Source organism: Paraliobacillus sediminis (genome assembly GCF_003426055.1).
In genome coordinates this window covers 68,598-92,359 of sequence record NZ_QJSI01000002.1, presented here as the reverse complement: position 1 = coordinate 92,359, position 23,762 = coordinate 68,598, and the positions used below count along the sequence as shown (strand labels likewise).

Here is a 23,762-nt window from a genome sequence, read left to right as displayed (position 1 = left end):
AAACATTATTTTAAAAACAATGCAAGTTTATCATAAAGCGTCGGTCAATTCATAGCCGATCAAAAATAGATGATATTCGCATAGTCCTAAGAGGTTATTGTGATAGCGGTAGTTATTTTCTTTATTAGTAACGAAAACTTTCTCATCCCGATTCGTCAGTAAAGGCTCTCTTTTTCCGTGGGCACAACCATTTACTTCCATCGATAGTTTGAAGGGAATTTGAAATGCAGATTATAAACAATTGCTAAACTTGTCAGTAGCTAAAGATTAGCCAATATACGGTCTAGGTCTAATGGTAGAAATCTGTGCAAGTACAATTTCAGTTACATTTTAAATCAAAAGTAAATCCACAAAAATAAAGCAGACTATTCAATAGTAGTCTGCTTTATTTGTTATAAAAATTGAAACGGTTCTGTATCCTGACTAGATGCTATGAAAGTAAGTTCAAGGGATTTTTCAATTGTTTTCATTTCTAAATACGTCTTTATACCTTGTATCATTACCTTTTCTACATGATGTCCAGGATCAACGACAGCTAGTCCCATTGCCATTGCATCTTGTGCCTCATGAAACGTCATATCGCCAGTTACATATACATCTGCGCCCATCTGCTTCGCTTGATTAATAAAATCTTCCCCGCTGCCACCCAGTACGGCTATTTTTCTAACCTTTTTATTTAACTCTCCAACAACACGAAGAGTAGGAATCTCTAATTTTTCTTTAACCCTTAGACAAAAGTCATTTAGAGATATTGTTTCTTTTAATTCACCAACTCTCCCTGCCCCAATTGCTTTACCATGTTCTGACGGCACTAATACCTCTCTATTTATAATTTCCAATCGATCTGAAAGCATATCACTGACACCGCCATCAATAACATCCAAGTTCGTATGAGCAGCATAAACAGTAATGTCATGTTTTAACAACTTATTGATAATTCGGCCTGCTGCGTCATCTGTGTTGATTTGTTTTAAAGCTTTAAATAATAGTGGATGATGTGCAATTATTAAATTAACTTCATTTTCGATTGCCTCGTCTACAACATTTTCTAAAACATCCAATGTAAGTAATACTTTATTGACTTTACTCTCCAATGACCCTATTTGTAAACCGACATTATCCCAATCATAGGCATACTTTTTTGGCGCCCATTGCTCAAGAATTTCAACAATGTCACGGACACGTATTATCTCCTGCACCTTCTATAACCTCCTCGATTTCTTTTACTTCTTGTTTAAAAGAAGCTATTTTTTCAAAATTTATATTTCTAGCTTGTTTCATCTGCTCAATTACACGTAATCGTTTGTTTTTTTCAGATTCCCACTTTTCAATAAAAGCTTCGTTTTTTTCACGCAATAGATGTGGACCAAACAATAATTCTTTGCCAAGATCTTGATAACCGATTAATCCATCACCATTATCGGCAATTAGTATTTCATAAATATGCCCATCTTCTTTAACAATCTGTTCTGAAACTAATTGAAAGTGATGTGTGGAAAACCATTCGCGTACAAGGTGAGCATCCACATTGGGTTGCGCAATAATGCGTTCAATCTTAGATAATTTATCTTTTCCACTGTCTAATATTGAACGTATTAAGCCCCCACCCATTCCAGCTATTACAATTTGCCTAACGGGATAGTTTCCAATTACCTCTAAACCGTTGCCTTTTACAACCTCAATTTGACTAGTTAAGTTGAGAGCTTTCACTTGATTTTTGGCACTTTGAAAAGGTCCCTCATTTATTTCACCCGCAATTGCAAATGCCGTAGGATCAATTGAACAAACATAGCATGGCAAATATGCATGATCACTTCCTATGTCAGCAAAATAAGCTTTCGCTGGTAAATATCTTGCAACCATATGTAGACGATTTGATAATAATTTTTCATTCATATATAATTACCTCACAAAAATTCATTCTGATATCTAAAAAATATAAAATAGTGTACTCATTACAATTCCAATACTACCTAATATAACTAAAAACTTACTTTTTTTACGGATGCCAATAAAAATCCAACTAATACATTGTAGACCTGCTAAAAGCGAGGTTAATAAAATAGAACCAAAGCTTTGATGTATTAATGTTACGGAAATTAGTAAAATGATACTTAATAAAATAATTAACGCATAAACAATATATAATTTAAGTTTATTCTTTGATACGACATAAAAACCAAATGCAACAGCTAATATAAAAAATGAGAACAGAACTTGCATCATGAAGTTTAAATGAGTAAAATATAAAATATAAAATGTAATAGGTAATAAAAACAGATTTAAAGCCATGATAACTACACTAAGCAAATTTATTTGATCAGAAACAGGCTTTTCGGTTAAAGTTACAGATTCACCCTCTGTATAAAGAGCTAATAAAAAGTCACAATAATGACTTGGTAGCAAATGAGAATCTTTCCAATGTTTAATTTCTTTAATAATAATTAATTTACGATCTTCTTCTGTCATTTATCAGACACCTCACAAAAAGCAATACTAGCTAAAAAAACACGCAGCCAATGAAACCTCCAACATATTCAAAACATAAATTGGAAAACTCATCGTCTGCGCGTATTTTTCAAAGTGTTTATTCTAGAAAATCTTTTAATCGTTTACTCCGACTAGGATGACGCAGTTTTCGTAAAGCTTTAGCTTCAATTTGTCTAATTCTCTCTCTTGTAACGCCGAAGACCTTGCCAACTTCTTCTAACGTGCGTGTACGACCATCATCAAGTCCAAAACGTAAACGAAGTACGTTTTCTTCTCGATCTGTTAATGTATCTAATACATCTTCAAGTTGCTCTTTTAATAGTTCATAAGCAGCATGATCAGATGGTGATGTTGCTTCCTGATCTTCTATAAAATCACCTAAATGCGAGTCGTCTTCTTCACCAATAGGGGTTTCTAATGAAACAGGCTCTTGAGCAATTTTAAGAATTTCCCTTACTTTATCAGGAGTCAATTCCATCTCTTCTCCTATTTCTTCCGGAGTTGGTTCACGTCCAAAATCTTGAAGAAGTTGACGCTGTACTCTAATAAGTTTATTAATCGTTTCAACCATATGAACTGGAATACGAATTGTTCTAGCTTGGTCAGCAATTGCTCTTGTAATTGCTTGACGAATCCACCAAGTTGCATAAGTACTGAATTTGAAGCCCTTTCGATGATCAAATTTCTCAACTGCTTTAATAAGACCCATATTTCCTTCTTGAATAAGATCTAAAAATAGCATTCCTCTTCCTACATAACGTTTAGCAATACTAACAACTAATCTTAGGTTGGCTTCTGCCAATCTTCTTTTGGCTTCCTCTTCACCTTTTTCGATACGTTCAGCTAAACCAATCTCTTCTTTAGCTGACAATAAGTCCACACGACCAATTTCTTTTAAGTACATACGTACTGGATCATTAATCTTAATACCTAAAGGGACACTCAAATCATTTAAATCAAATTCTTCTACTTTTGAAATTTCCTTCATACTAGGATCTTCTTCAGATTCACCAATTATTTCTATTCCTTGTTCACTTAGATACTCATAATATTCGTCCATTTGTTCTGACTCTAATTCGAAATTGGCTAAACGCTCTGCAACCTCTTCATAGGCTAACACACCGCGCTTCTTTCCCATTTCTAATAGCTGTTCCTTCACTTGCTCGAGTGTCATTTCATTTTCGTTTTCTTTTGAACGTGATGGCTTATTATTCGCCATGAGTTCCCCTCCTTTCAAACTAACTCACTATATCAATGACTAGCATTTTTAAGTTTTTTTTGAATCTCCATAATCTCCATACCAATATGTGCTGCTTTAACAAAGTCTTGTTGTATTTCCGCTTTCTTTTGTTCTTCTTTCAAACCTCGTATGGTTACCTTATCCTCTTGTTCTGCACGAATAATTCTGATATAATCATTAATTTCTTTATCACTAATATCTGAATTCGTTGGTTCCATTGCAATTTCCACAATATGATTTTTAGTCGACTGATCTATAATTTTTTCGATAAAATGACTAATATCAGGTGCGTAACCTTCTTCATAGTAAGCATATAAATGTGTCACAATAATTTTATGTGAGTCCACAGTAAAAGAAGCACCTAATTCTTCTTTTACTTTTTCAGCAATTGAAGAATCGTATAGCATATAAGCAATCAATTGTTTTTCTGCATTATGAAAAGCAGGAAGTAATTTATTTTTCCGCTTATATATTTCTGTGCTTTTAGTATGGCTAGTTGCCTTACGGTTATCCTTTATCCCTAACTTTTTCCTGCGCTGCTGGATTTCATCTAATATTGTATCAAGTGATAAACTAAACTGTTTAGCAATCTCCTTCGCATAATGTTCTTGTTCCATCGGACGATTAATTGTTGCTATTTCATCTATCACTTTTTCAATATATTGAATGCGATCTCCTTCTAAGTTAAGGTTGAAATCTTTCTTCATATACTCCATTAAAAATGTCATATATGTGTTACTTCCATCAAGTACCTCCTGTTGAAAACGTTCAGCACCATACATTTTTATAAATGAATCTGGGTCCAAACCATTCGGAATACTTGCGATCTTTACATTGCATCCTATATGTCGCAATAATTTAGCAGCTTTATACGATGCTTCTATACCAGCACGGTCACCATCATAACAAATAGTAACGAGTTCAACATACCTTTTTAACAGCCTTGCTTGTTGCTCTGTTATCGACGTACCTAAGGTAGCTACTCCATTTAATATCCCGGCTTGATGCGCTGCAATTACATCCATATATCCTTCAAATAAAACTGCTTGTCCTTGTTTACGAATAGCACTTCTTGCCAAATCAAAGTTGTAAAGCAGTTTACCTTTTTGAAAAAGTGAAGACTCTGGACTATTTAAATATTTAGGTTCTTGTTCAGTAATGGTTCTTCCACCGAACCCTATGCTTTTACCTAAATGATTACGAATTGGAAATGTAACTCTTCCTCTAAAACGATCACTGACTTGGTTTTCATCATTAGCTGTTAATACACCAGCTTTAACCATCTGCTGTGGATGAAACCCTTTCTTTTCTAAAAATTGAACAATAACCTCACGTGATTGTGGGGAATAACCAAGTTGAAAGGTGTCGATTACTTCATCAGTAAACCCGCGTTCTTGTAAATAACGATAACCTTGTTTACCTTCTTTTGTATGTCGTAATAAATGATGGTATAATTTAGCGAGCCATTCATATGCTTTCAAACTAGCTTGGTCTTCTTGGTTATTTCCTTGATCTGATTGTTGCTCACTATTTTCAGGTAACGCATGACCACTTTTTCCTGCTAGTTGTTGAAGTGCTTGATAGAATGAAAATCCTTCTATTTCCATAACGAAAGTTAAAACATTTCCTCCTTTGCCACATCCAAAACAATGAAAAATCTGCTTATCTTGTGTGACTGAAAAAGAAGGTGTGCTTTCCCCATGAAATGGACATAAACCAAAAAAGTTTTTTCCTTGTTTTTTTAGCGATACATACTCACCAATTACATCCACAATATCATTGGCTTTTTTTATTTCATCGATTGTTTCCTCAGGAATTTGACCTGACATATACATCACCATCATCTATTAATTCTATAAAAAACGTAAAAATCCTGCAACATTCGACATGTTTTTAATAAAAATCACTAAATTTATTACTTTTTATTATAATACCTCTAATTCAAGGGGAATAAACTTATGATGCATACTTAATCATAATCTCTTTTCCGTAGCATTGGACTGCCTTATACTATTTAAGAAAGAGACTATTTGTTTATGTTCTACAAAAATAATTAAATTCCTTCTTTATTTGCATCAATAAGTAATAAAATAGAGGATTTCACACCCATATTTTTTTCGCAAACATTTATTATAATACACATACAATAAAAATACTATTTATTTGATTATATTATTGCATAAAACATATAATTATAATCATCATTTACGTTATTTCCCTTTATGTATATTAATTCGTTGCATACTTTCACAAGGATTCAATCTCAAACAACTTATAAGTTAGTTTGAGATTGAATAATGACATTTGCTGTCTCTTCTACGGCTTTATTCGATACTTCAATAACGGGACAACCAATTCGATCGATAATTGCCTGGAAATACTCGAGTTCATAAGTAATCCTTTCATGGGTTGCATAGCTAGCTTGTTCCCCTAATCCAAGTGACTTTAATCGCTCTCTCCTTATATCATTTAACTTCTGAGGACTAATTTTCAAACCAATACATTTGCTTGATTGTATTGCAAATAATTCTTTTGGAGGCTCTACTTCTGGCACAATCGGAACATTCGCTACTTTATAGCTTTTATGAGCTAAATATTGTGACAATGGTGTTTTTGAAGTTCTAGATACACCAATTAGTACGATATCTGCTTGTTCAATTCCTCTAGGATCTCTTCCATCATCGTATTTTACAGCAAATTCAATCGCTTCAATTCTTTTAAAATAAGCCTCATCTAATTTATGAACTAAACCAGGCTCTAGTCTCGGTTTCTCCTCAAAAAAACGTTCCATAGCTTCAAGCATGGGCCCTATAATATCAATTGATTCTAAGTTCAATTCAATTGATGTTTGTTTAATAAATTGTCTTAAGATTGGATTAATTAGAGTAAATCCAATCATTGCTCGATCTCTAGCCGCTTTATTTAGAACAAATTCAAGTTTCGTTATATTATCAATATATGGAATTCTTACAATTTCATACTTCTCGCCATCAACAAATTGCGATAATGCTGCTTTTATAACTTGCTCTGCAGTCTCACCAACCGAATCAGATACTAAATATATAAGTTGCTTATTTAACATTTTCCCCTCCAAATAATTACGATGTGAATTGCTGTTTCCATTCAATTTGGTTTAAATCGGCAAATTGAAGTATTAATACTGCAATTTTATTTAACAAGGAGATACGATTCTGTTTTAACTTTATATCTTCAGTCATTACCATTGTATGATCAAAAAAGTCATGAATCGGTTCAGTTAAAGCTAATAAGGTTTCCATCGCGTCAGTAGCTTCAAATGATTCCATCTGGTTTTGATAATTACTTTTAACTTTTTCATACACGTTGTACAAGTGCTTTTCTTGCTCATTTTCAAATAAATCTGAATTCACGCCGGTATCCTTACCTTTTTTCGCTAAATTTATAACACGCACAAACGCTTCTTGATCTGATTTAAATTCAGCTTCCTGCCTTTTTACTGTTAATAATTTTGCCTTTTTAATCGTAAACATCATGTTTCCTATTTTGTTTATAAGAATAGCTTCTACAATATCTTGTTCAATTCCTGCCTCTTTTAAAATATAAGCTGCTCTGCCACGGAAAAACTCTGCTATGTTTTTATCAGCGTCTTCTTTTGAAACCGTTCTGATCTCTAAAGTATCGTACAGTTTTTCAGTAACTGTAATAAAATCATCTATTGAAATGGACCATTTTTGATCTTGTGCAATTTGCAAGATACCCATCGCTTGACGTCTTAGTCCATAAGGGTCTTGGGAACCGCTTGGAACGATACCAACCGAAATACAACCTACTATAGTGTCTAATTTATCAGCAATACTAACAATCGCACCTTCAGTTGAAGATGGCAAGTGATCATTTGCAAATCTTGGCATATAATGTTCATTAATTGCTTTAGCAACCCGCTTATTCTCACCAAATATAGTAGCGTATTTTTCTCCCATAATTCCTTGTAATTTCGTAAATTCATTGACCATATTTGTTACGAGATCAAATTTACTTATTTTAGCAGCCCGCAAAGTGTTTTCTTTAGTTATTTGATCAACTTCTAATATATCGGTAATTTTTTCAGCTAACTTAACAACTCGTCCCACTTTATCTGCAATAGTACCTAAGTTTTCTTGAAAGACCATTCGCTCAAGTTTTTTAAGGTTTTTTTCAATTGACTGTTTTTGATCTTCTTGATAAAAGAACATTGCGTCAGAAAGTCTAGCGTTTAATACTTTTTCATTTCCTTTTGTCACAACATCAATATATTGATCATTTCCGTTTCGAACTGCAATAAAATGTGGTAACAATTCGCCCTCATGGTCTAATACCGGAAAATAACGTTGATGTTCTTTCATTGAAGTAATTAATGCTTCTTTGGGAATTGTTAAGAAATCTTCACTGAATGATCCAAAAAATGCAGTTGGATATTCAACTAAATGACTTACCTCTTCTAGTAATTCTTTATCCAATGGAATTGTCCATTTTTGTTCTTTTTCTAAATCAGCTATCTGGTCGACAATTATCTGTTTACGCTCTACAGTATTAGCAATTACATATTGATCGCGTAATTGCGTTTCATATGTCATCGTGTCCTTAATTTCAAACTTAGATCCTAAGAAACGGTGTCCGAATGAGTAATTTGATGAAGAAACACCAGCAATTTCAAACGGTATAATCGTTTGATCATTTAAACCTACTAACCAACGAATCGGTCTAATAAATCGCAATGAACCCGTAGACCAACGCATGTTTTTAGGAAAAGTTAAATTCAAAATGACATTTTTAAAATCTGGCAGCAACGCATTTGCACTTTTTCCCGCAGTAAATTTTGTAACATAAGCATATTCTGTTCCGTTCACATCTTTAAAATAAATTTCGTCCAAATCTTTTCCTTGACCTTTTGAGAACCCGACCGCCGCTTTTGACCAGTTACCTTCTTGATCGAGAGCAATTTTTTTTGCTGGACCTTTTGCCTCTTCTTCTATATCAGCTTGTTTCGTTGCAAGTTGTTCTATAACAACTGCTAATCTTCTTGGTGTTACATATGTTGTGATTTTTTGATAAGGTAATCGAATAGCAGCTAACCATTTAGCGGTACTATCTTGTAATTGTTTTTCTGTTGCATCTAAAAAACGCGCTGGCATTTCTTCAAGACCAACCTCAAATAATATGTTAGTTGTTTTCATTTTGTTTTCCCTCCTTTTTTAACATTGGAAAACCTAATTTTTCTCTTTCTTCTACATAAAGTTTAGCAATAGCACGAGCTAAATTCCGAACACGTCCGATGTAACCTGTTCTTTCCGTTACAGAAATTACGCCTTTAGCATCTAGTAAATTAAATGTGTGTGAGCATTTCAATACATAATCATAGGCTGGAAAAACCAATCCCTTTTCCATTGTTTGCTTTGCCTCTTGTTCATATGTTGTAAATAGTTCAAACAACATATCTGTATTTGATTCTTCAAAGGTATATTTTGAATGTTCCAATTCTGGTTGATAAAAAATATCTCCAACTGTCACACCATCAGTCCATTCTAAGTCAAACACATTCTCTTTATCTTGAATATATGATGCAAGGCGTTCCAAACCATATGTAATTTCTACAGCCACTGGTTTTGCTTCCATTCCACCAATTTGCTGAAAATAAGTAAATTGCGTAATCTCCATACCATCTAACCAAACTTCCCAACCTAGACCCGCAGCTCCAAGTGTCGGATTTTCCCAATTGTCTTCCACAAAACGAATATCATGTTTAAGTGGATCTATCCCTAACTTTTCAAGTGATTCTAAGTACAGTTCTTGAATATTATCAGGTGACGGTTTCATAATTACTTGAAACTGGTGATGTTGATAAAGTCTATTTGGATTTTGTCCGTAACGTCCATCTGCAGGACGTCTTGAAGGCTCTACGTACGCTACATTCCAAGGTTCAGGACCTAGGCTTCTTAGTAAGGTCATAGGTGACATTGTACCCGCACCTTTCTCCACATCGTATGCTTGCATTAGAATACAATTTTGATCTGACCAGTGTTTTTGTAACGTTAAAATCATTTCTTGCACATTCATTATTTTACCCTCCATCTCATTAATTTCTCAAATACAGAATACGTTGAAAATACACGCAAAATCCCGTCCCTATGTCTCAAAAATATTGAGACATAGGGACGGGATTTCCGCGGTTCCACCCTATTTGCTATTTAAATTCAAATAGCCACTTTTTTATTACAATGCTCCAGAGTGCCTTCCTTTCAATTACCTATATCCAGCTTACACCGGCCTGGACTCGCTTTTACAGATATAATAAAAGTACTACTCTCTATCTTAGCATAACTTGTCTAATTGATAATGAAATCATAATGTAATTTCAGCTTTTTGTCAACTATACTAGGTTTATTCTGTATCCGCAAAAAGATCTAATTGCTTCAAGAATTTTTTTGATTTAATAAAATAACCACCGTACTGATCATAATAGGTTTCCATTAATGCGTACATTAATTTTTTGTTTTCAGTTTTAACTGAAATATTTCCAATTCGTTCTATATCAACAACCGAAAACATTTGTAGTAATTTCACAATTGTACTAGATATTGTTATTGCCTCTATATCAACCATTATACATCTTTGACAAATGAGGCCACCTTCTTGTACAGAAAATGCGGGATAGGTATCATTTTTTTGACCACAATGTGCACATTGTTGTAGTATCGGAGCAAAACCAGCCTTTTTGTATAGTTTTAATTCATACATCATTGCTATGATCTCTGGATCTTTATCTTCCGTTATAGCTTGTAGGCTAAGAACAAACTGTTTATAGATAAATGGATCGGCAATCTTTTCATCAATTAACTTATTCGTTAATTCAGCGATATAACTTGCATAAGCTGTTTTAATAATATCTTCTCTGATCTTCCTATATGAAAGAATAACTTCTCCCTGTTGGAGTGTTCCTAACCCTGAACCACCCTGCATTAGAAATGTCCCAAGAATAAATGGCTGCGTTATCGCAGCCATTCTACTTTTGGTTTTTTTAGCACCACGGGCGATTGCGGTTACTCTGCCTTTTTCTTTTGTAAATATGGTAACAAGCTTATGTGTTTCACCATAGTCTTGTGTCCGTAAAATAACACCTTCTATTTTTTCAAACACTATATTCACCAATCCCCTAAGGCAAATTAATTACGAATTACATTAAAGTTAATCACTTTACAAAATATAAATCTAAATTAGATTATCATATTCTTGTATTGCTTCATTATCAGGTTCTGTTCCACTTTGATGATAGACAGTTTCCAATTCCTTCATTAATAAATAGGTTTCAATGTTTCCTGTCTGACTAAATACTTTCCAAGATATGTCGACCACAAGAAACCCCGCCTTTCTAATGTAATAAAATATGTGCCTACTAATAGAATGCCCAGTCTAATTAAAGCATGTGTTAAAATATTTACCATGTATTAATAGTCATCTTGACTAAATCCGTATTCCTTTAGGCTTTGCGGGCGATTTCGCCAATCCTTTTGAACTTTTACCCATAATTCTAGATAAACTTTTGTTCCTAATAACGTTTCAATATCTATTCTCGCCTTTTTACCAATTTGTTTTAACATCGAGCCTTGTTTACCGATAATAATACCTTTTTGTGTACTTCTTTCCGTGATGATTACAGCTTGTATACGTAGTTTTTCATCATCTTTTTCTATAATATCCTCAATTACTACTGCGATTGAGTGCGGAATCTCTTCACGTGTTAGTTGCAATGCTTTTTCCCGAATTAACTCACTAATAATAAATCTCTCCGGATGATCTGTTACTTGATCTTCTGGATAATATTGTGGTCCTTCAGGTAAGTAACTTTTAAGCACTCCCAGCATATGGTCCACATTATTACCTTCTAATGCGGATATAGGTACGATCTCCGCAAAGTCATACTTGTCCTTATATTTATCGATTATTGAAAACAATTCATCCGGATGTACTTTATCAATTTTATTAATAATTAAAAAAACTGGACTTTCCACATTTTCTAAACGATCGAGAATATACTTCTCTCCTGCTCCAAAACCTTCCTCCGCATTAATCATAAATAAGACAATATCAACTTCATTTAGCGTATTTTGTGCAATCTTAACCATAAAGTCACCAAGCCGATGCTTAGGCTTATGAATACCTGGTGTATCTATAAATACAAATTGCGCATCTTTCTCTGTTAAAACACCTTGAATCGTATTTCTAGTTGTTTGTGCTTTGTCACTCATAATTGCGATCTTTTGTCCAATAACGCGATTCATAAATGTTGATTTACCAACATTCGGCCGACCTACTATTGTTATAAAACCAGATTTATATGCTTTTTCCATGTTGTTCCTCCATTAGTCCGTAAAAATATTACTACAATTATTTTACTATATATTTGAATTTATTTCACATTTTCGACAAAAGCTCTAATTTAATAAAAAATCAACAGCTATTCCAACAACAAATCGCATAAGGCGCGAAAAATGTCATTTATGGTCACAATCGTTTAAAAAGTAGTACACGAATCGTTACCATAGAGATAATATTTTCGGTATGAAAATAAGTGATCCAACAATAATTGATACTAGAGCTGCAATCAATACCGCACCAGCAGTGAGATCCTTTATTTTCCCTACAGTTGGATGAATTTCTGGTGCTAAATAATCCAATAAATCTTCGACAGCAGTATTAAGCAACTCACAAATTAACACGCTACCGATTGTTAAAGATAATAGCATCCATTCTACACCTGATAGTCGAAAAGCCACTCCAAGGACTATTACTATTAAAAGAATTACGAAATGTATCTTCATATTATTTTCTGATCGCACCGCATATTTTATTCCGTTTATTGCATGCTTTAGCCCCATTTTACTACGCTTATTTCCTTGATAATCCGAAGCCATTTAAAAGCTCCTCTTGTCTTGCAAACATTTTTTTCTCATCCACTTCTTTCATATGATCATAGCCTAATAAATGCAGAAAACCGTGCAAAGTTAAAAATCCTAATTCTCTTTCTAAGCCATGATTATATTCTTCAGCTTGCTCTTTTGCCTTATCAATAGAAATAACAATATCACCTAATATAAGTGGAATATCTTCTCCAATAATTTCTAACTCTCCTTCTCCCATTTCTTCTAAGGCAAAAGAGATAACGTCAGTAGGACGATCAATCTGTCGATAATTACGATTTATAATTTGAATTTCTCGATTATCAACAAAATTAATAGAAAGCTCTGATTCCTGCGTTACTCCCTCTTCTTTTGCTGCATATGTTAATAATTGTTGGATTAGATCTACATACTCTTCCGTTACAGAATTTGTTTCATCATGAAAATCGATATGCATGTTTTATGCCTCCTTCGTTTTTTTACCAGTAGGATATTGAATTCTTGAATGATATATCCCATTTAATGATTCATTTACAGTGGTTTTTATAACATCTAACTCTTTAAAAGTAAGTGAACTCTCATCTAATTGACCATCTAATAATCGCTCTTGAATAATGGATGTGATCATTTCATCAATTTTTTCCATAGATGGCTCTTGAATTGAGCGAACTGCCGCTTCAATTGAGTCACAAATCGAAATGACGGCAGCCTCTTTTGTCCGTGGTCGTGGTCCTGGATAACGATAATCCGATTCTTGTATCGATTTTCCAGATTCTTTCCCTTTATAAAAGAAATATTTTAATAATGTTGTACCGTGATGTTGTTCGGCAATATCAATAATTTCCTTTGGTAATTTATGTTTCCGCAACATTTCTGCACCATCATATGGATGAGCTATAATAATCTCCGCGCTTTCTATTGGATCCAAGTAATCATGTGGATTTTGAATACCCATTTGATTCTCAATAAAATAATGGGGGTGCTTTGTCTTACCTAAATCATGATAATACGACGCAACTCTTGCTAAAAGACCATTCGCTCCAATATTCTCACATGCTGCTTCACTTAAATTAGCAACCATAACACTATGATGATACGTACCAGGAGCATCCATTAATATCTTTCGAAGTAATGGATGATTTGGACTAGCTAATGTTAATAACTTAGTATCTGATAAGATACCTAGTTCTGATTCAAAAAATGGTAAAATACCAATTGTTAATATACAAGCAATAAACGCTGCTGACAAGCCATACCCACTAAATACAACATAATCCAAAAGAACATATTTTTCGTAAGACAGAAATAGAAATAAAAGAACAGTTAATATATTTACAATTGCAGCCCCAATACTAGCTTTTAAAATTGCTGATCGATCTTTTATTTTCACTAAAAATATAATACTTGCTAATTGAGAAAACAAAAAGTACATCCCGACTTCCACATTTAATGAACCTGGGATTTGTCCATTAAATATAACACTTCCAATAACTGAAAAAACAAGCGCAAAAGTAATTGCCGACTTTTCACGGAATAACAATTTTAAAAGAAGTACACCAGTTATAATAGGAACCAAAAAAAACAATTGATTTACATTTGTAGCAAAATAACTGACTGACTTCATTACACCAACTACACCAACACTAATAAGCGAAATACCAATTAGCTTTCTATGGTCTAATGTTTGGTGTTTTGCAAAGTCATTCATATCATAGAAAATTAAACCTAATAATAATAGTATTATAATCAATAAACCTATCACAGGAAAGACATTGCGATCACTATTTAATAAACCAACTAATTTCAGTTTTTCATATAATTCATTCGTTATCGTTTGACCTTCCTGTACAATTACTTCTCCAGCTCTTATCATAACAGGTTCCACATTATTTATTGCTTGATTTTCTGCTTCCATTGTCTCATTCACAGAGAAGAATGAGTTCTCAACTATAGCAAATTCTCCGATATCAATTAATGCTGTTTGTAGATCATTACTTAAACTTGAATACCTTAGTTTCTGATTTAGATTACCAATCGTCTCCTCAATTCCCTCCGTTCTTATCCCTTCATTGAAAGCATCATATAAGCTAGTTATTAATAATTCCTTCGCAACTGAACGATCACTATCACTAGCTTCAACCAAATTAACTAATGTATTTTGAGTAATAGCGTCTAGTATTTCAGGCGTCAATAACTGTTTTAAATCTTGAACTGTTTCGGCATTTGATTGTTGGATTTCTTCATCAGATTCAGAAGACTTTACCGATACGGTCCCTACTGCATCAAATAATTCCTTGACATAATCAATTCTTTCTTCTGTAATTTCTGCAGAAATACTATACCTATCCTCTATAGATTGAACGGCTTCCCTTCTTCTGTGTTCAGTTTCCTTTGCATCTTCTATGGTTATTGGCGCTCTAATTGTTTCGTTTGCATTACTAAAACGCTCTATGTCATAGGTTTCTGTATAAACATTAGAAATCATAAACACAAAAAAAAGGGATCCAATAATTACTAAAGTTAATATAATCTGTACTGTCTTATTTTGAATTCGAAAAATGCGACATAGTTTCTCCCAAAGAGCTCTCATTTATCTTTCCCCTTTTCAACTGTACAAAACGGTAATGTTTTCTCTTATTTTTATCATACACTGATTACACCTTCATGTATATATTTGCCTGCAATTGACATTTGTAATATATATACAGAAAAAGACCCACTAATGGGTCTACATTTCTACAACTATTAACCTTTAAGACTCTTCAAATGCATCAATGATTTTCTGAACTAATGGATGACGCACAACATCAGCCTGTTGCAAGTAAATAAATGAAATACCTTTTACTCCACTCAATCTCGATTCAACTGCCTTTAATCCAGATTGTGAGCCACGAGGCAAATCTACTTGTGTAATATCCCCAGTGACAACCATTTTTGAACCAAATCCTAGTCTAGTCAGAAACATTTTCATTTGAGCATGGGTTGTGTTTTGTGCCTCATCTAATATCACAAATGCATCATCTAATGTTCTTCCTCGCATATAGGCTAAAGGAGCAATTTCAATGGTACCTCGTTCAATCAGGCGAACTGTGTGTTCAGTTCCTAATACATCATGTAACGAATCATATAATGGCCTTAAATAAGGGTCAACTTTTTCTTTTAAATCACCTGGTAAAAATCCTAAACTTTCACCGGCTTCAACAGCAGGACGAGATAGAATAATGCGTTTAACTAATCCGCTTTTTAATGCTTGAACAGCCATTACCACTGCTAAGTAGGTTTTCCCAGTACCGGCAGGACCAATTCCGAAAACTAAATCGTGAGCCTTTAATGCATTCACATAATTACGTTGCCCTAAAGTTTTAACCCGAATCGACTTTCCTTTGGCATTCTTCGTAATCTCATCTTCAAATAATGTTTCAAATTGATCAATCTTACCTTTTTTAGCTAACTCAACTGCATACACAACATCACGTTCAGAAATTTCTAATCCTTTTCTGATTACTTTTAATAATGCATCAAGTATCTCTTGAATTAACGAAATTTCCTCCTGATCACCTGAAACGCGAACTTTTTCACCTCTAGTAATAATTGAGACTTGTAATTGGTTTTCAATTTGAATTAAATGCTTATCTTCCGCACCAAATAAACTAAGCGCTTCGTTTGGATCTTTAATTTCTAAATCAATCAAGTGTAACGTTTCTGACATAAGTTAATCTCCTTGAGAAAGGTCTTGTATTTTTGCTATATTTTCTTTAACAGTAAAGTATAGCTCTAATTTTACTTTACCATTCTCGGAAGCTTCATGCAAAATTTTTTCAGTTGTTATTTCTGCAGCTTGTCCTACTGTTTCTTGTAAATCAATTTTGGCCTGTCTAATTCCTAATTCCCTTGCTTGCTTTACTGATCTCTTTTCCACAACTTCTTCAACTTGATATACTTCTTTTTTGTATAAATAAATTGGTAATTCCCATTGAAAAAAGTAAATAGAATTTTGTTGTTCTTCAACTTGTGAGTTTTGGTACTCTTTTTGGAAAAAACCCCATATTGGAAGCTTCTTGTTATTTCCACCAAGATAATATTTATTATTTACTTCACCTGTTATGGATTGGTAAGTAACATCCATTGGTACCGTGATAGTCGATTCATACCATGTATTTGCATATACTTCTGCTTCTGCTGCAATACGATATTTCCCTTCCTTATCACTTTCTTCACCTTCTTTCTCTTCATCTACAGCATCTAAAGTTGTTAAGTCTCCTGCTACTAGTATGTCGCCTTTTTCAACAAAATCATTTATTTTAACAAGAGGTTTCCCTTTTGATACATACATATCAACAATTACCCCGTTTTTGTTCGCAACAATATTACTAGGACTTTTTACTTCTTGTTCAGACACAGTTGTTTTTTCAACACCCTCTAACGTGTAGGTTGTCCCCTTTTCTTTGACACCAACCCACAATAGTTCTGGATTGTTGTCTAAAACCAAACGTTGCAACTTGCTTGGTGAATCCACTGAAAATTTCAACACACCAGGATAAACACCGTTCGATCTAAGTGAAGTTCTAATTTGTTTTTCTATCTCAGGCCTGACACCTTCAATTTCAATTTTCCATACCATATTAGATAGGAAAAATACAAAAAGAATACTTAAAATTAAACCAAATAGAAGTGCTTTTCTATTTTTAAGTTTCTTCCAAGTGAATGGAAGACCGGTTTTTTTTATGAACTGCACCTTATATCGTGTTTTTTTCCTTATATGCTTTATTTTTAAAATATCTTTTAGGAATACGTTAGCAACACATGTTTGATCGTCAATTCTATGTATATCCCAAACATAAACTTCATTCCTTGCACACAAATCTAAGAAAAGTTCTGGTCTACTGCCAATTACATAAATGGTTAAATATCCACGAATCCAAGTACCTTGTTCCTGTTTCATTTTTTCTCCTCCCAATTAAAACTTCCAACTTCACTTCATATTTTCATCTTTATATTCTACAAACATAATTGCATCTATAGTGCCTTCTATTAAGATTTCTTCTGGTAGTAGTGTTTTAATCACAAGCTTACTCCCCGTTATTTTTAAAGCCCCTTTTTTCAACTTTAGTTGTAATTCCCGATCCGTAAAAACGATTAAACCACGATGGTTCTCTACATAAGCATGAAATTGACCAATTGTAGTAATTCTAGGTAATTCCAATACAACATCAGAAGGGAGTTGCAGATGATTACTCAACCAATTCCCAACACGTTTCTGCCACTCATTCATTAAAACACCCTCCTCCTCTATAAACATATGAAGTTGGAAATCATATCAGAACAAAGAAAAGCCTCACCTTTAAAGGTGAGGCTTTTCTTCTTTATAGTGCGATTTACTTTTGATTACGCACATATGATTTATTTTGATACGGCTTTTTAGATCTTGGTGCACCTAGAACTTCTGCCATAACAATACTTTCTGCTAAACCTTGTCTAGAAATACTTCTTGTTAATGAGATTCTTGTCGATCTTTTTTTCTTTGGTGTGCTTTTCTTATCTAATCTCACTACTTCTTGTAAAGAATTACCACTAGCATCTCCATTTTTGTTATATAAATTAGGATCAACATCTAAGTTAGACTTTAACTTTTCCAACTGCTCCTGTTTACTATTAGAATAATCCTCCATAGCAGTTGTTTGTTTATTAGAAGTTTGTCGTTCTTCGTTACGTGCAATAGGTTTCGCTGTTTCCGCTCTTCTAACAGGTTTATTTTCTTCTTTATCTTTACCAAATAAACTTATTAGACCTCCACCAATTGCAAATAACATCATAAGAAAGGGTAAAATGCCATCCATGAGACCTCTCCTTTCAAAATAGATACTTATAGTTCTTCTGAATCTGAATCATCCTTCGATAATTTACCAATAGAATCGCGCATATCTGTATCTGCGTCTATATTTTTGTAATTCATGTAATCCATTACACCCATGTTTCCAGAACGTAATGCTTCAGCTAATGCAAGTGGAACATCTGCTTCCGCTTCCACAACTTTTGCACGCATCTCTTGGACACGAGCTAACATTTCTTGTTCCTCTGCAACAGCCATCGCACGACGTTCTTCTGCTTTAGCCTGTGCAATGTGTTTATCAGCCTCTGCTTGGTCTGTTTGCAACATCGCACCAATGTTTTTACCAATATCAATATCTGCTATATCAATAGAGAGTATTTCAAATGCTGTACCTGCATCTAGACCTTTTGATAAAACATTTTGAGAGATTGAATCAGGATTTTCTAGTACTTTACTATGGCTTGCTGAACTACCAATCGTACTTACAATACCTTCACCTACGCGCGCAATAATTGTTTCTTCACCAGCACCACCAACAAGGCGATCAATATTTGCTCGAACAGTTATTCTTGCTTTTGCTTTCACTTCAATACCATCCATCGAAATACCTGCAATAAATGGTGTTTCTATTACTTTTGGATTAACACTCATCTGAACTGCTTCTAGTACGTCACGACCTGCTAAATCAATCGCTGCGGCACGTTCAAATTCAAGTGGTATATTTGCTCGTTGTGCAGCAATTAATGCATTAACTACACGGTCGACATTACCACCAGCTAAGTAATGACTTTCTAACTGATTTGTATCTACATTAATACCAGCCTTATGCGCTTTAATCAATGGATTAATGACACGCGCTGGAACCACGCGACGTAAACGCATACCAATTAGTGTGAATATACCTACTTTAACACCAGCAGCTAACGCACTTACCCATAACATTACCGGAATAAATGTAAAAAGAATCACTACTGCAATTATAATAATTCCGATAATGATTAATGGGACAAATTGACCCAATGAATCCAAAGTTGTACTTCCTAAAATAAACATATAATCTTCCTCCTATTATTTGTTGTATTAAACCTGTCTAACAACAATTCTTGAACCCTCTGATGTAACTACCTTTACTTTTTGTTGACTTTCGATATAGCCACCTTCTGATACAACATCTAGTCGTTCGTTCCCGATCAGTGCTGTACCAGCAGGACGAAGAGGTGTCACTGTTGTACCTTCCATACCAATTAACTCTAGTTTAGTAACAGTGGACACATACCCCTTTTCAGTAGTAGTCGCATCATTCAATATTATCTTTCGTAAGAATCCTTTTTCTAAACCTATCGTTTTAATCAATACAGTTGCAGTAATAATTGCAACTACCAATGCAATCACTATACTCATACTCATATGAGCTACGTTATCCGTCGACATGTATAAAGAGCCCACAACTGCACCAACCCCGAGAAATCCAATTACTCCACCTGGAACGAATATTTCCGCAAAAATTAATACCATACCTAATATTAATAATATGATCGCTTCATATCCAGCAAATCCAGCCACTACGTGTCCATAGAAAAATAAAATTAGAGACGTAACACCTATCGAACCTGGTATACCAAATCCTGGAGAAAATAACTCAACAATTAGTCCAATACTTGCAAGCGAGAGTAATATAGGTACAACTGCTGAATTTGTTAGAAATCGGGCCACTCCTTCAGAAAAAGTTACTTCCATTTCAACTATTGTCGCATTCGATAAACCTAATTGACTTAAAAGTTCCGTACGGTGGTTAACAACCGCTTCTGCATAGCCAACTTCTACTGAGTCAGAGGGGCTTAAAGTTAAGTAAGTACCTGCTGGCGCATTATATTCTGGCAACTCGATTTCTTTGTCTGCCATAGCTTGTGCATAGAGTGGATCTCTTCCTTTTGATTCTGCAGCACTAGTCATAGACTCAAACCATGCTGACTGCGCTTTTTCGGCAGCTTCAGACCCATCAGAATTAATCACGCCACTAGCTCCCATAGTTGCTTGAGGCTTCATATAAATGTTATCCGTGTTGAGTGCAATATAAGAACCTGCTGATAATGCCTGAACTGTTATAAATGAAGTTGTTTCAATCTCTAAATCTTGTAATATTTCACCTATATTAGTTGCAGCATCTACACGCCCACCTGGTGTGTTGAGTTCAAAAATAATATGATCCGCTTCAGCTTCAATTGCTTCAGTTGTCGTCCGTAGTAAGAACGCTTCCAAACCACGCTCTACTTCAGCTTCAATTGGAATAACATAAACCAGTTTGCCATCTCCATCTTCTTCTGCACTTACAACTTGTGTATGTAAGGCTCCTACAATAAAAAACAGTAAACTAATTAGAATACTATATCTAACAGTTTTAACTACACTCACTTAAATCCCCCCTTTCTTCACACTTATGTATACGAATTAGGCGACACTTAAGTTTCAAAAAGTTGTTAATCAATGATTTGTATTTCTATTAGAATTAACGATTTGAACTTATGTCCTTGACAGCCTTTACATAGTATAACATTTAAAATAAAAATAATCCCCTATCACGACTAAACGGATAGGGGATTATTTGCTTTATAAAATCTTCACAAAATCACAAAATGTGTAATTATGTTAAGTGTTTTTGCACTAATTTCTGTACTTCTGTGCCATCTGCTTTACCTTTTACTTTCGGCATAAGCGCACCCATCACTTTACCCATTTCTTTTTTTGAAGAAGCATTCACTTCTTTTATGGTTTGCAAAACGATTTCTTCAAGCTCTTCATTCGATAGCTGTTCAGGCATATATACTTGTAAAACATCTAATTCAACTTCCAACTTTTCTACAAGGTCCATTCTTCCAGCTTCTTTAAATTCATGGAGGGAATCATTTCTTTGCTTTAACTCTCTAGATAAGATGGTTAATTCCTCTTCATCTGTTAACATGTCTTTCCCAAGTTTAATTGCTTCATTCTGTAAAGATGCTTTCACCATGCGAATAACGCTTAGTGTAACTTTATCTCTACTTTTCATTGCTATTTTCATATCTTGGTTGAGACGTTCTGTTAATAACATTCGTTTCTACACCCTCTTTTAAAGGCAAATCAAAAGAAAAATCCTTTTTCATTCCCTACTTGCAATCAAAGATTACTTACGCTTTCTAGCCGCCTCAGATTTTTTCTTGCGACGAACACTAGGCTTCTCATAAAATTCACGCTTACGATATTCTGACATTGTACCAGATTTTGATACACTGCGTTTAAAGCGACGAAGAGCATCTTCAAGAGACTCGTTTTTACGAACGCGAGTTGTATTTGACATGCTAATTTCCCTCCCTCCGAAGCATTCAACAGTTTAATGCGACATATGTTCTCACATATGCCTTACACGTATTATAATATAAGGATTTTTCTAGGTCAACTTTTGTTTTTTAAAATAATAAATTAATTGTAAGAAGCATGTTAAAATCATCTTGTCCATATAGTAGATTAGAGGTGACTGCATTATGGGATTATTATCTTTGTTATCTGTCTTTCTACTCTTGTTTTACATGGGGATGCGCCTGTTACAAACTGGTTTAACTTTCTTTATGAGCTCAAAAATAGAGGCTTGGCTTACGAAAGGTACCCAAAATATTTTTGGAAGTATTTTAATAGGTATGATAGCGACATTTTTTTTGCAAAGCAGTTCTGTAGTATTAGTCATAACGATCAGTTTTGTAACGATTGGGGCAATTAGTTTTCGACAAACAATCGGTATCATTCTTGGTGCGAACATTGGAACAACAATAACTGGAGAAATTCTTGTCTTTGGAGACGCTTTTCCATTTTTAATTTGGTTAGTTATTGGCGTATTCATGCTTTTATTCCCACAAAAAAACATCTTCTATTCAGGTTGCATCCTTGTGGGCCTATCAACAATTTTCGTTTCTTTAGATGGCTTTGAATCTTTAGCAACATTAGTCGCTACTAACCATCTATTACTAGCAGGACTTAGTTTAACAGATACAACTCCTAGTATTGGTATCGTAATTGGGACTGTTATCAGTGGTATTATTCAATCTTCAAGTGCTACATTTGGATTAACACTGAGTATGATGGAACAACAACTCTTGTCACTATCTAGCGCAATTGCAATCATATTAGGTTCGAATATCGGGACATGCATTACGTCACTAATTGCTACTATCGGAGCAAAAAGAGAAGCAAAACTTGTAGCATTAACACATACAGCATTTAACTTAATAACTGTTGTAATTGCGATACCTTTATTACCATTAATCAACTTAATCGCACTTCAATTAGCAAATGAAAGTAGTATGCAATTAGCTCATATATCTGTCTTGTTCAATCTATTTTCAGTTCTTATTGTCCTTCCTTTTATTCCTTTATTCGAAAAGTACGTTGCTAGATAGTTTAAATTTTTCTTAATAAATCAACAATAAACAGCCTGACAAATTGCCAGGCTGTTTATCTTGCAGAAAATATGTAGACATTTCAGTAAAATTTCGAATGTAATTATTATCATAATTCTTCAAAATGATACGATATGCTCGCTAAAGCGTATAGTGCTGCAGTCTCTGTTCGTAGTATTCGGGGACCAAGTCGAATCGATTGGAAATCAGCATTATGAAGCTCATTTATTTCCTTTTGGGAAAATCCACCTTCAGGACCAATACATAACAAGACCTGATCTGATGGTGCCATCTGGTTTAAAAAATGACTAAGTTTATTTGTAGGTAAATCCCTAGCTGTTTCTTCATAAGCAACAAGTTTATGTTCAAAACTAGCGCTCATCAAAATGACATCTTGTAATGATGCTACCTTTTCCATCTTAGGTAATAAGGTACGATGAGATTGTTCACTAGCTTCCTTTATAATCTTTTTAAAACGTTCATTTTTTTTATTTGCCTTCTTATTGTCCCATTTTACGATTGAACGTTCTGCTTGTAAGGGAATGAACGCTGCTGCGCCAAGCTCAGTTCCCTTCTGTAAGATTAATTCAAGCTTATCACCCTTAGGTAGGCCCTGTGCAATTGTAACACGTACAGGTAACTCAACCGTTTGGTTCTGCCATTCTACAATCTCAGTAACTATTCTTTCTTCTGATATTGTTTTAATTACACATATAGCAGCTTTTCCTTCAGAATGGTTACAAATTATCTTATCACCAATCTCCATACGCATCACACGTGTAATATGATGGATAGCGTCATCTGTTATGGTTACATGTGCATCTGACCATCCAGAGGCTGTTACAAAATAACGTTGCATATGA

Annotated in this window: 24 protein-coding genes and 1 other annotated feature; of the genes, 1 reads left to right on the top strand and 23 read right to left on the bottom strand. The window is 34.2% G+C overall.

Going from position 1 to position 23,762, the window contains the following annotated elements:
* Positions 1 to 392: 392 nt before the first annotated feature.
* The 22 genes from D2K60_RS06390 to rpsU form a co-directional block, all read right to left on the bottom strand.
* Positions 393 to 1,199: a Nif3-like dinuclear metal center hexameric protein gene (locus D2K60_RS06390; RefSeq protein WP_117169202.1), complete on the bottom strand. Its 807-nt coding sequence runs from the start codon at positions 1,197 to 1,199 to the stop codon at positions 393 to 395.
* Complete coding sequence (locus D2K60_RS06385; RefSeq protein ID WP_117169201.1) at positions 1,174 to 1,896, bottom strand: tRNA (adenine(22)-N(1))-methyltransferase; 723 nt, start codon at positions 1,894 to 1,896, stop codon at positions 1,174 to 1,176. The genes D2K60_RS06390 and D2K60_RS06385 overlap by 26 nt, the downstream gene beginning before the upstream one ends.
* Positions 1,897 to 1,929: 33 nt before the next feature.
* Complete coding sequence (locus D2K60_RS06380) at positions 1,930 to 2,469, bottom strand: hypothetical protein (protein ID WP_117169200.1); 540 nt, start codon at positions 2,467 to 2,469, stop codon at positions 1,930 to 1,932.
* Positions 2,470 to 2,587: 118 nt separating this feature from the next.
* Entirely contained in the window at positions 2,588 to 3,709 is a 1,122-nt protein-coding gene (gene rpoD / locus D2K60_RS06375) for an RNA polymerase sigma factor RpoD (protein WP_117169199.1), read from the bottom strand.
* Between the two features lie 32 nt (positions 3,710 to 3,741).
* Entirely contained in the window at positions 3,742 to 5,559 is a 1,818-nt protein-coding gene (gene dnaG, locus D2K60_RS06370; RefSeq protein WP_117169198.1) for a DNA primase, read from the bottom strand.
* A gap of 443 nt (positions 5,560 to 6,002) precedes the next feature.
* On the bottom strand, positions 6,003 to 6,812 hold the full coding sequence (locus D2K60_RS06365; protein WP_117169197.1) for a pyruvate, water dikinase regulatory protein: 810 nt from the start codon (positions 6,810 to 6,812) through the stop codon (positions 6,003 to 6,005).
* A 16-nt stretch (positions 6,813 to 6,828) separates the two neighbouring features.
* Positions 6,829 to 8,922, bottom strand: coding sequence for a glycine--tRNA ligase subunit beta (gene glyS / locus D2K60_RS06360; RefSeq protein WP_117169196.1), 2,094 nt, complete (start codon positions 8,920 to 8,922; stop codon positions 6,829 to 6,831).
* The gene (gene glyQ, locus D2K60_RS06355) at positions 8,909 to 9,802 is read right to left on the bottom strand and encodes a glycine--tRNA ligase subunit alpha (protein ID WP_117169195.1); all 894 of its coding nucleotides are present in this window, start codon (positions 9,800 to 9,802) and stop codon (positions 8,909 to 8,911) included. Before glyQ ends, glyS begins: the two co-directional genes overlap by 14 nt.
* Positions 9,803 to 9,893: 91 nt before the next feature.
* Positions 9,894 to 10,068 (bottom strand) — a binding site (T-box leader).
* 58 nt (positions 10,069 to 10,126) lie between these two features.
* Positions 10,127 to 10,882 (bottom strand): DNA repair protein RecO, encoded by a 756-nt coding sequence (gene recO / locus D2K60_RS06350; RefSeq protein WP_117169194.1) that lies wholly within the window; start codon positions 10,880 to 10,882, stop codon positions 10,127 to 10,129.
* A gap of 72 nt (positions 10,883 to 10,954) precedes the next feature.
* On the bottom strand, positions 10,955 to 11,098 hold the full coding sequence (locus D2K60_RS06345; protein WP_117169193.1) for a YqzL family protein: 144 nt from the start codon (positions 11,096 to 11,098) through the stop codon (positions 10,955 to 10,957).
* Between the two features lie 92 nt (positions 11,099 to 11,190).
* Positions 11,191 to 12,093, bottom strand: a complete 903-nt coding sequence (gene era, locus D2K60_RS06340; RefSeq protein ID WP_117169192.1) for a GTPase Era — start codon at positions 12,091 to 12,093, stop codon at positions 11,191 to 11,193.
* A 186-nt stretch (positions 12,094 to 12,279) separates the two neighbouring features.
* Positions 12,280 to 12,657 carry a diacylglycerol kinase family protein gene (locus tag D2K60_RS06335; RefSeq protein WP_117169191.1) on the bottom strand — a complete coding sequence of 126 codons (378 nt, stop codon included), beginning with the start codon at positions 12,655 to 12,657 and terminating at the stop codon, positions 12,280 to 12,282.
* The gene (gene ybeY, locus D2K60_RS06330) at positions 12,632 to 13,099 is read right to left on the bottom strand and encodes an rRNA maturation RNase YbeY (protein ID WP_117169190.1); all 468 of its coding nucleotides are present in this window, start codon (positions 13,097 to 13,099) and stop codon (positions 12,632 to 12,634) included. The genes D2K60_RS06335 and ybeY overlap by 26 nt, the downstream gene beginning before the upstream one ends.
* Positions 13,100 to 13,102: 3 nt before the next feature.
* Positions 13,103 to 15,232, bottom strand: a complete 2,130-nt coding sequence (locus D2K60_RS06325) for an HD family phosphohydrolase (RefSeq protein WP_117169189.1) — start codon at positions 15,230 to 15,232, stop codon at positions 13,103 to 13,105.
* Positions 15,233 to 15,394: 162 nt separating this feature from the next.
* Positions 15,395 to 16,351 carry a PhoH family protein gene (locus tag D2K60_RS06320; protein WP_117169188.1) on the bottom strand — a complete coding sequence of 319 codons (957 nt, stop codon included), beginning with the start codon at positions 16,349 to 16,351 and terminating at the stop codon, positions 15,395 to 15,397.
* A gap of 3 nt (positions 16,352 to 16,354) precedes the next feature.
* Complete coding sequence (gene yqfD, locus D2K60_RS06315; RefSeq protein WP_117169187.1) at positions 16,355 to 17,584, bottom strand: sporulation protein YqfD; 1,230 nt, start codon at positions 17,582 to 17,584, stop codon at positions 16,355 to 16,357.
* Positions 17,585 to 17,614: 30 nt separating this feature from the next.
* A complete protein-coding gene (gene yqfC, locus D2K60_RS06310) occupies positions 17,615 to 17,914 on the bottom strand; it encodes a sporulation protein YqfC (protein WP_117169186.1) in 300 nt (99 codons plus the stop codon).
* A gap of 103 nt (positions 17,915 to 18,017) precedes the next feature.
* Positions 18,018 to 18,479, bottom strand: coding sequence for a hypothetical protein (locus tag D2K60_RS06305; protein WP_117169185.1), 462 nt, complete (start codon positions 18,477 to 18,479; stop codon positions 18,018 to 18,020).
* A 26-nt stretch (positions 18,480 to 18,505) separates the two neighbouring features.
* A complete protein-coding gene (gene floA / locus D2K60_RS06300) occupies positions 18,506 to 19,525 on the bottom strand; it encodes a flotillin-like protein FloA (protein WP_117169184.1) in 1,020 nt (339 codons plus the stop codon).
* Between the two features lie 27 nt (positions 19,526 to 19,552).
* Complete coding sequence (locus tag D2K60_RS06295) at positions 19,553 to 20,884, bottom strand: NfeD family protein (RefSeq protein WP_117169183.1); 1,332 nt, start codon at positions 20,882 to 20,884, stop codon at positions 19,553 to 19,555.
* 229 nt (positions 20,885 to 21,113) lie between these two features.
* Positions 21,114 to 21,560, bottom strand: a complete 447-nt coding sequence (locus D2K60_RS06290; RefSeq protein WP_117169182.1) for a GatB/YqeY domain-containing protein — start codon at positions 21,558 to 21,560, stop codon at positions 21,114 to 21,116.
* Positions 21,561 to 21,632: 72 nt separating this feature from the next.
* The gene (gene rpsU / locus D2K60_RS06285) at positions 21,633 to 21,806 is read right to left on the bottom strand and encodes a 30S ribosomal protein S21 (protein WP_062319095.1); all 174 of its coding nucleotides are present in this window, start codon (positions 21,804 to 21,806) and stop codon (positions 21,633 to 21,635) included.
* Positions 21,807 to 21,990: 184 nt separating this feature from the next.
* Between rpsU and D2K60_RS06280 the strand changes: the two genes are divergently transcribed.
* Positions 21,991 to 22,899, top strand: coding sequence for a Na/Pi symporter (locus D2K60_RS06280; RefSeq protein ID WP_117169181.1), 909 nt, complete (start codon positions 21,991 to 21,993; stop codon positions 22,897 to 22,899).
* A 109-nt stretch (positions 22,900 to 23,008) separates the two neighbouring features.
* Here D2K60_RS06280 and D2K60_RS06275 read toward each other — a convergent pair whose 3' ends face one another.
* Positions 23,009 to 23,758: a 16S rRNA (uracil(1498)-N(3))-methyltransferase gene (locus D2K60_RS06275; protein ID WP_117169180.1), complete on the bottom strand. Its 750-nt coding sequence runs from the start codon at positions 23,756 to 23,758 to the stop codon at positions 23,009 to 23,011.
* Positions 23,759 to 23,762: the final 4 nt, after the last annotated feature.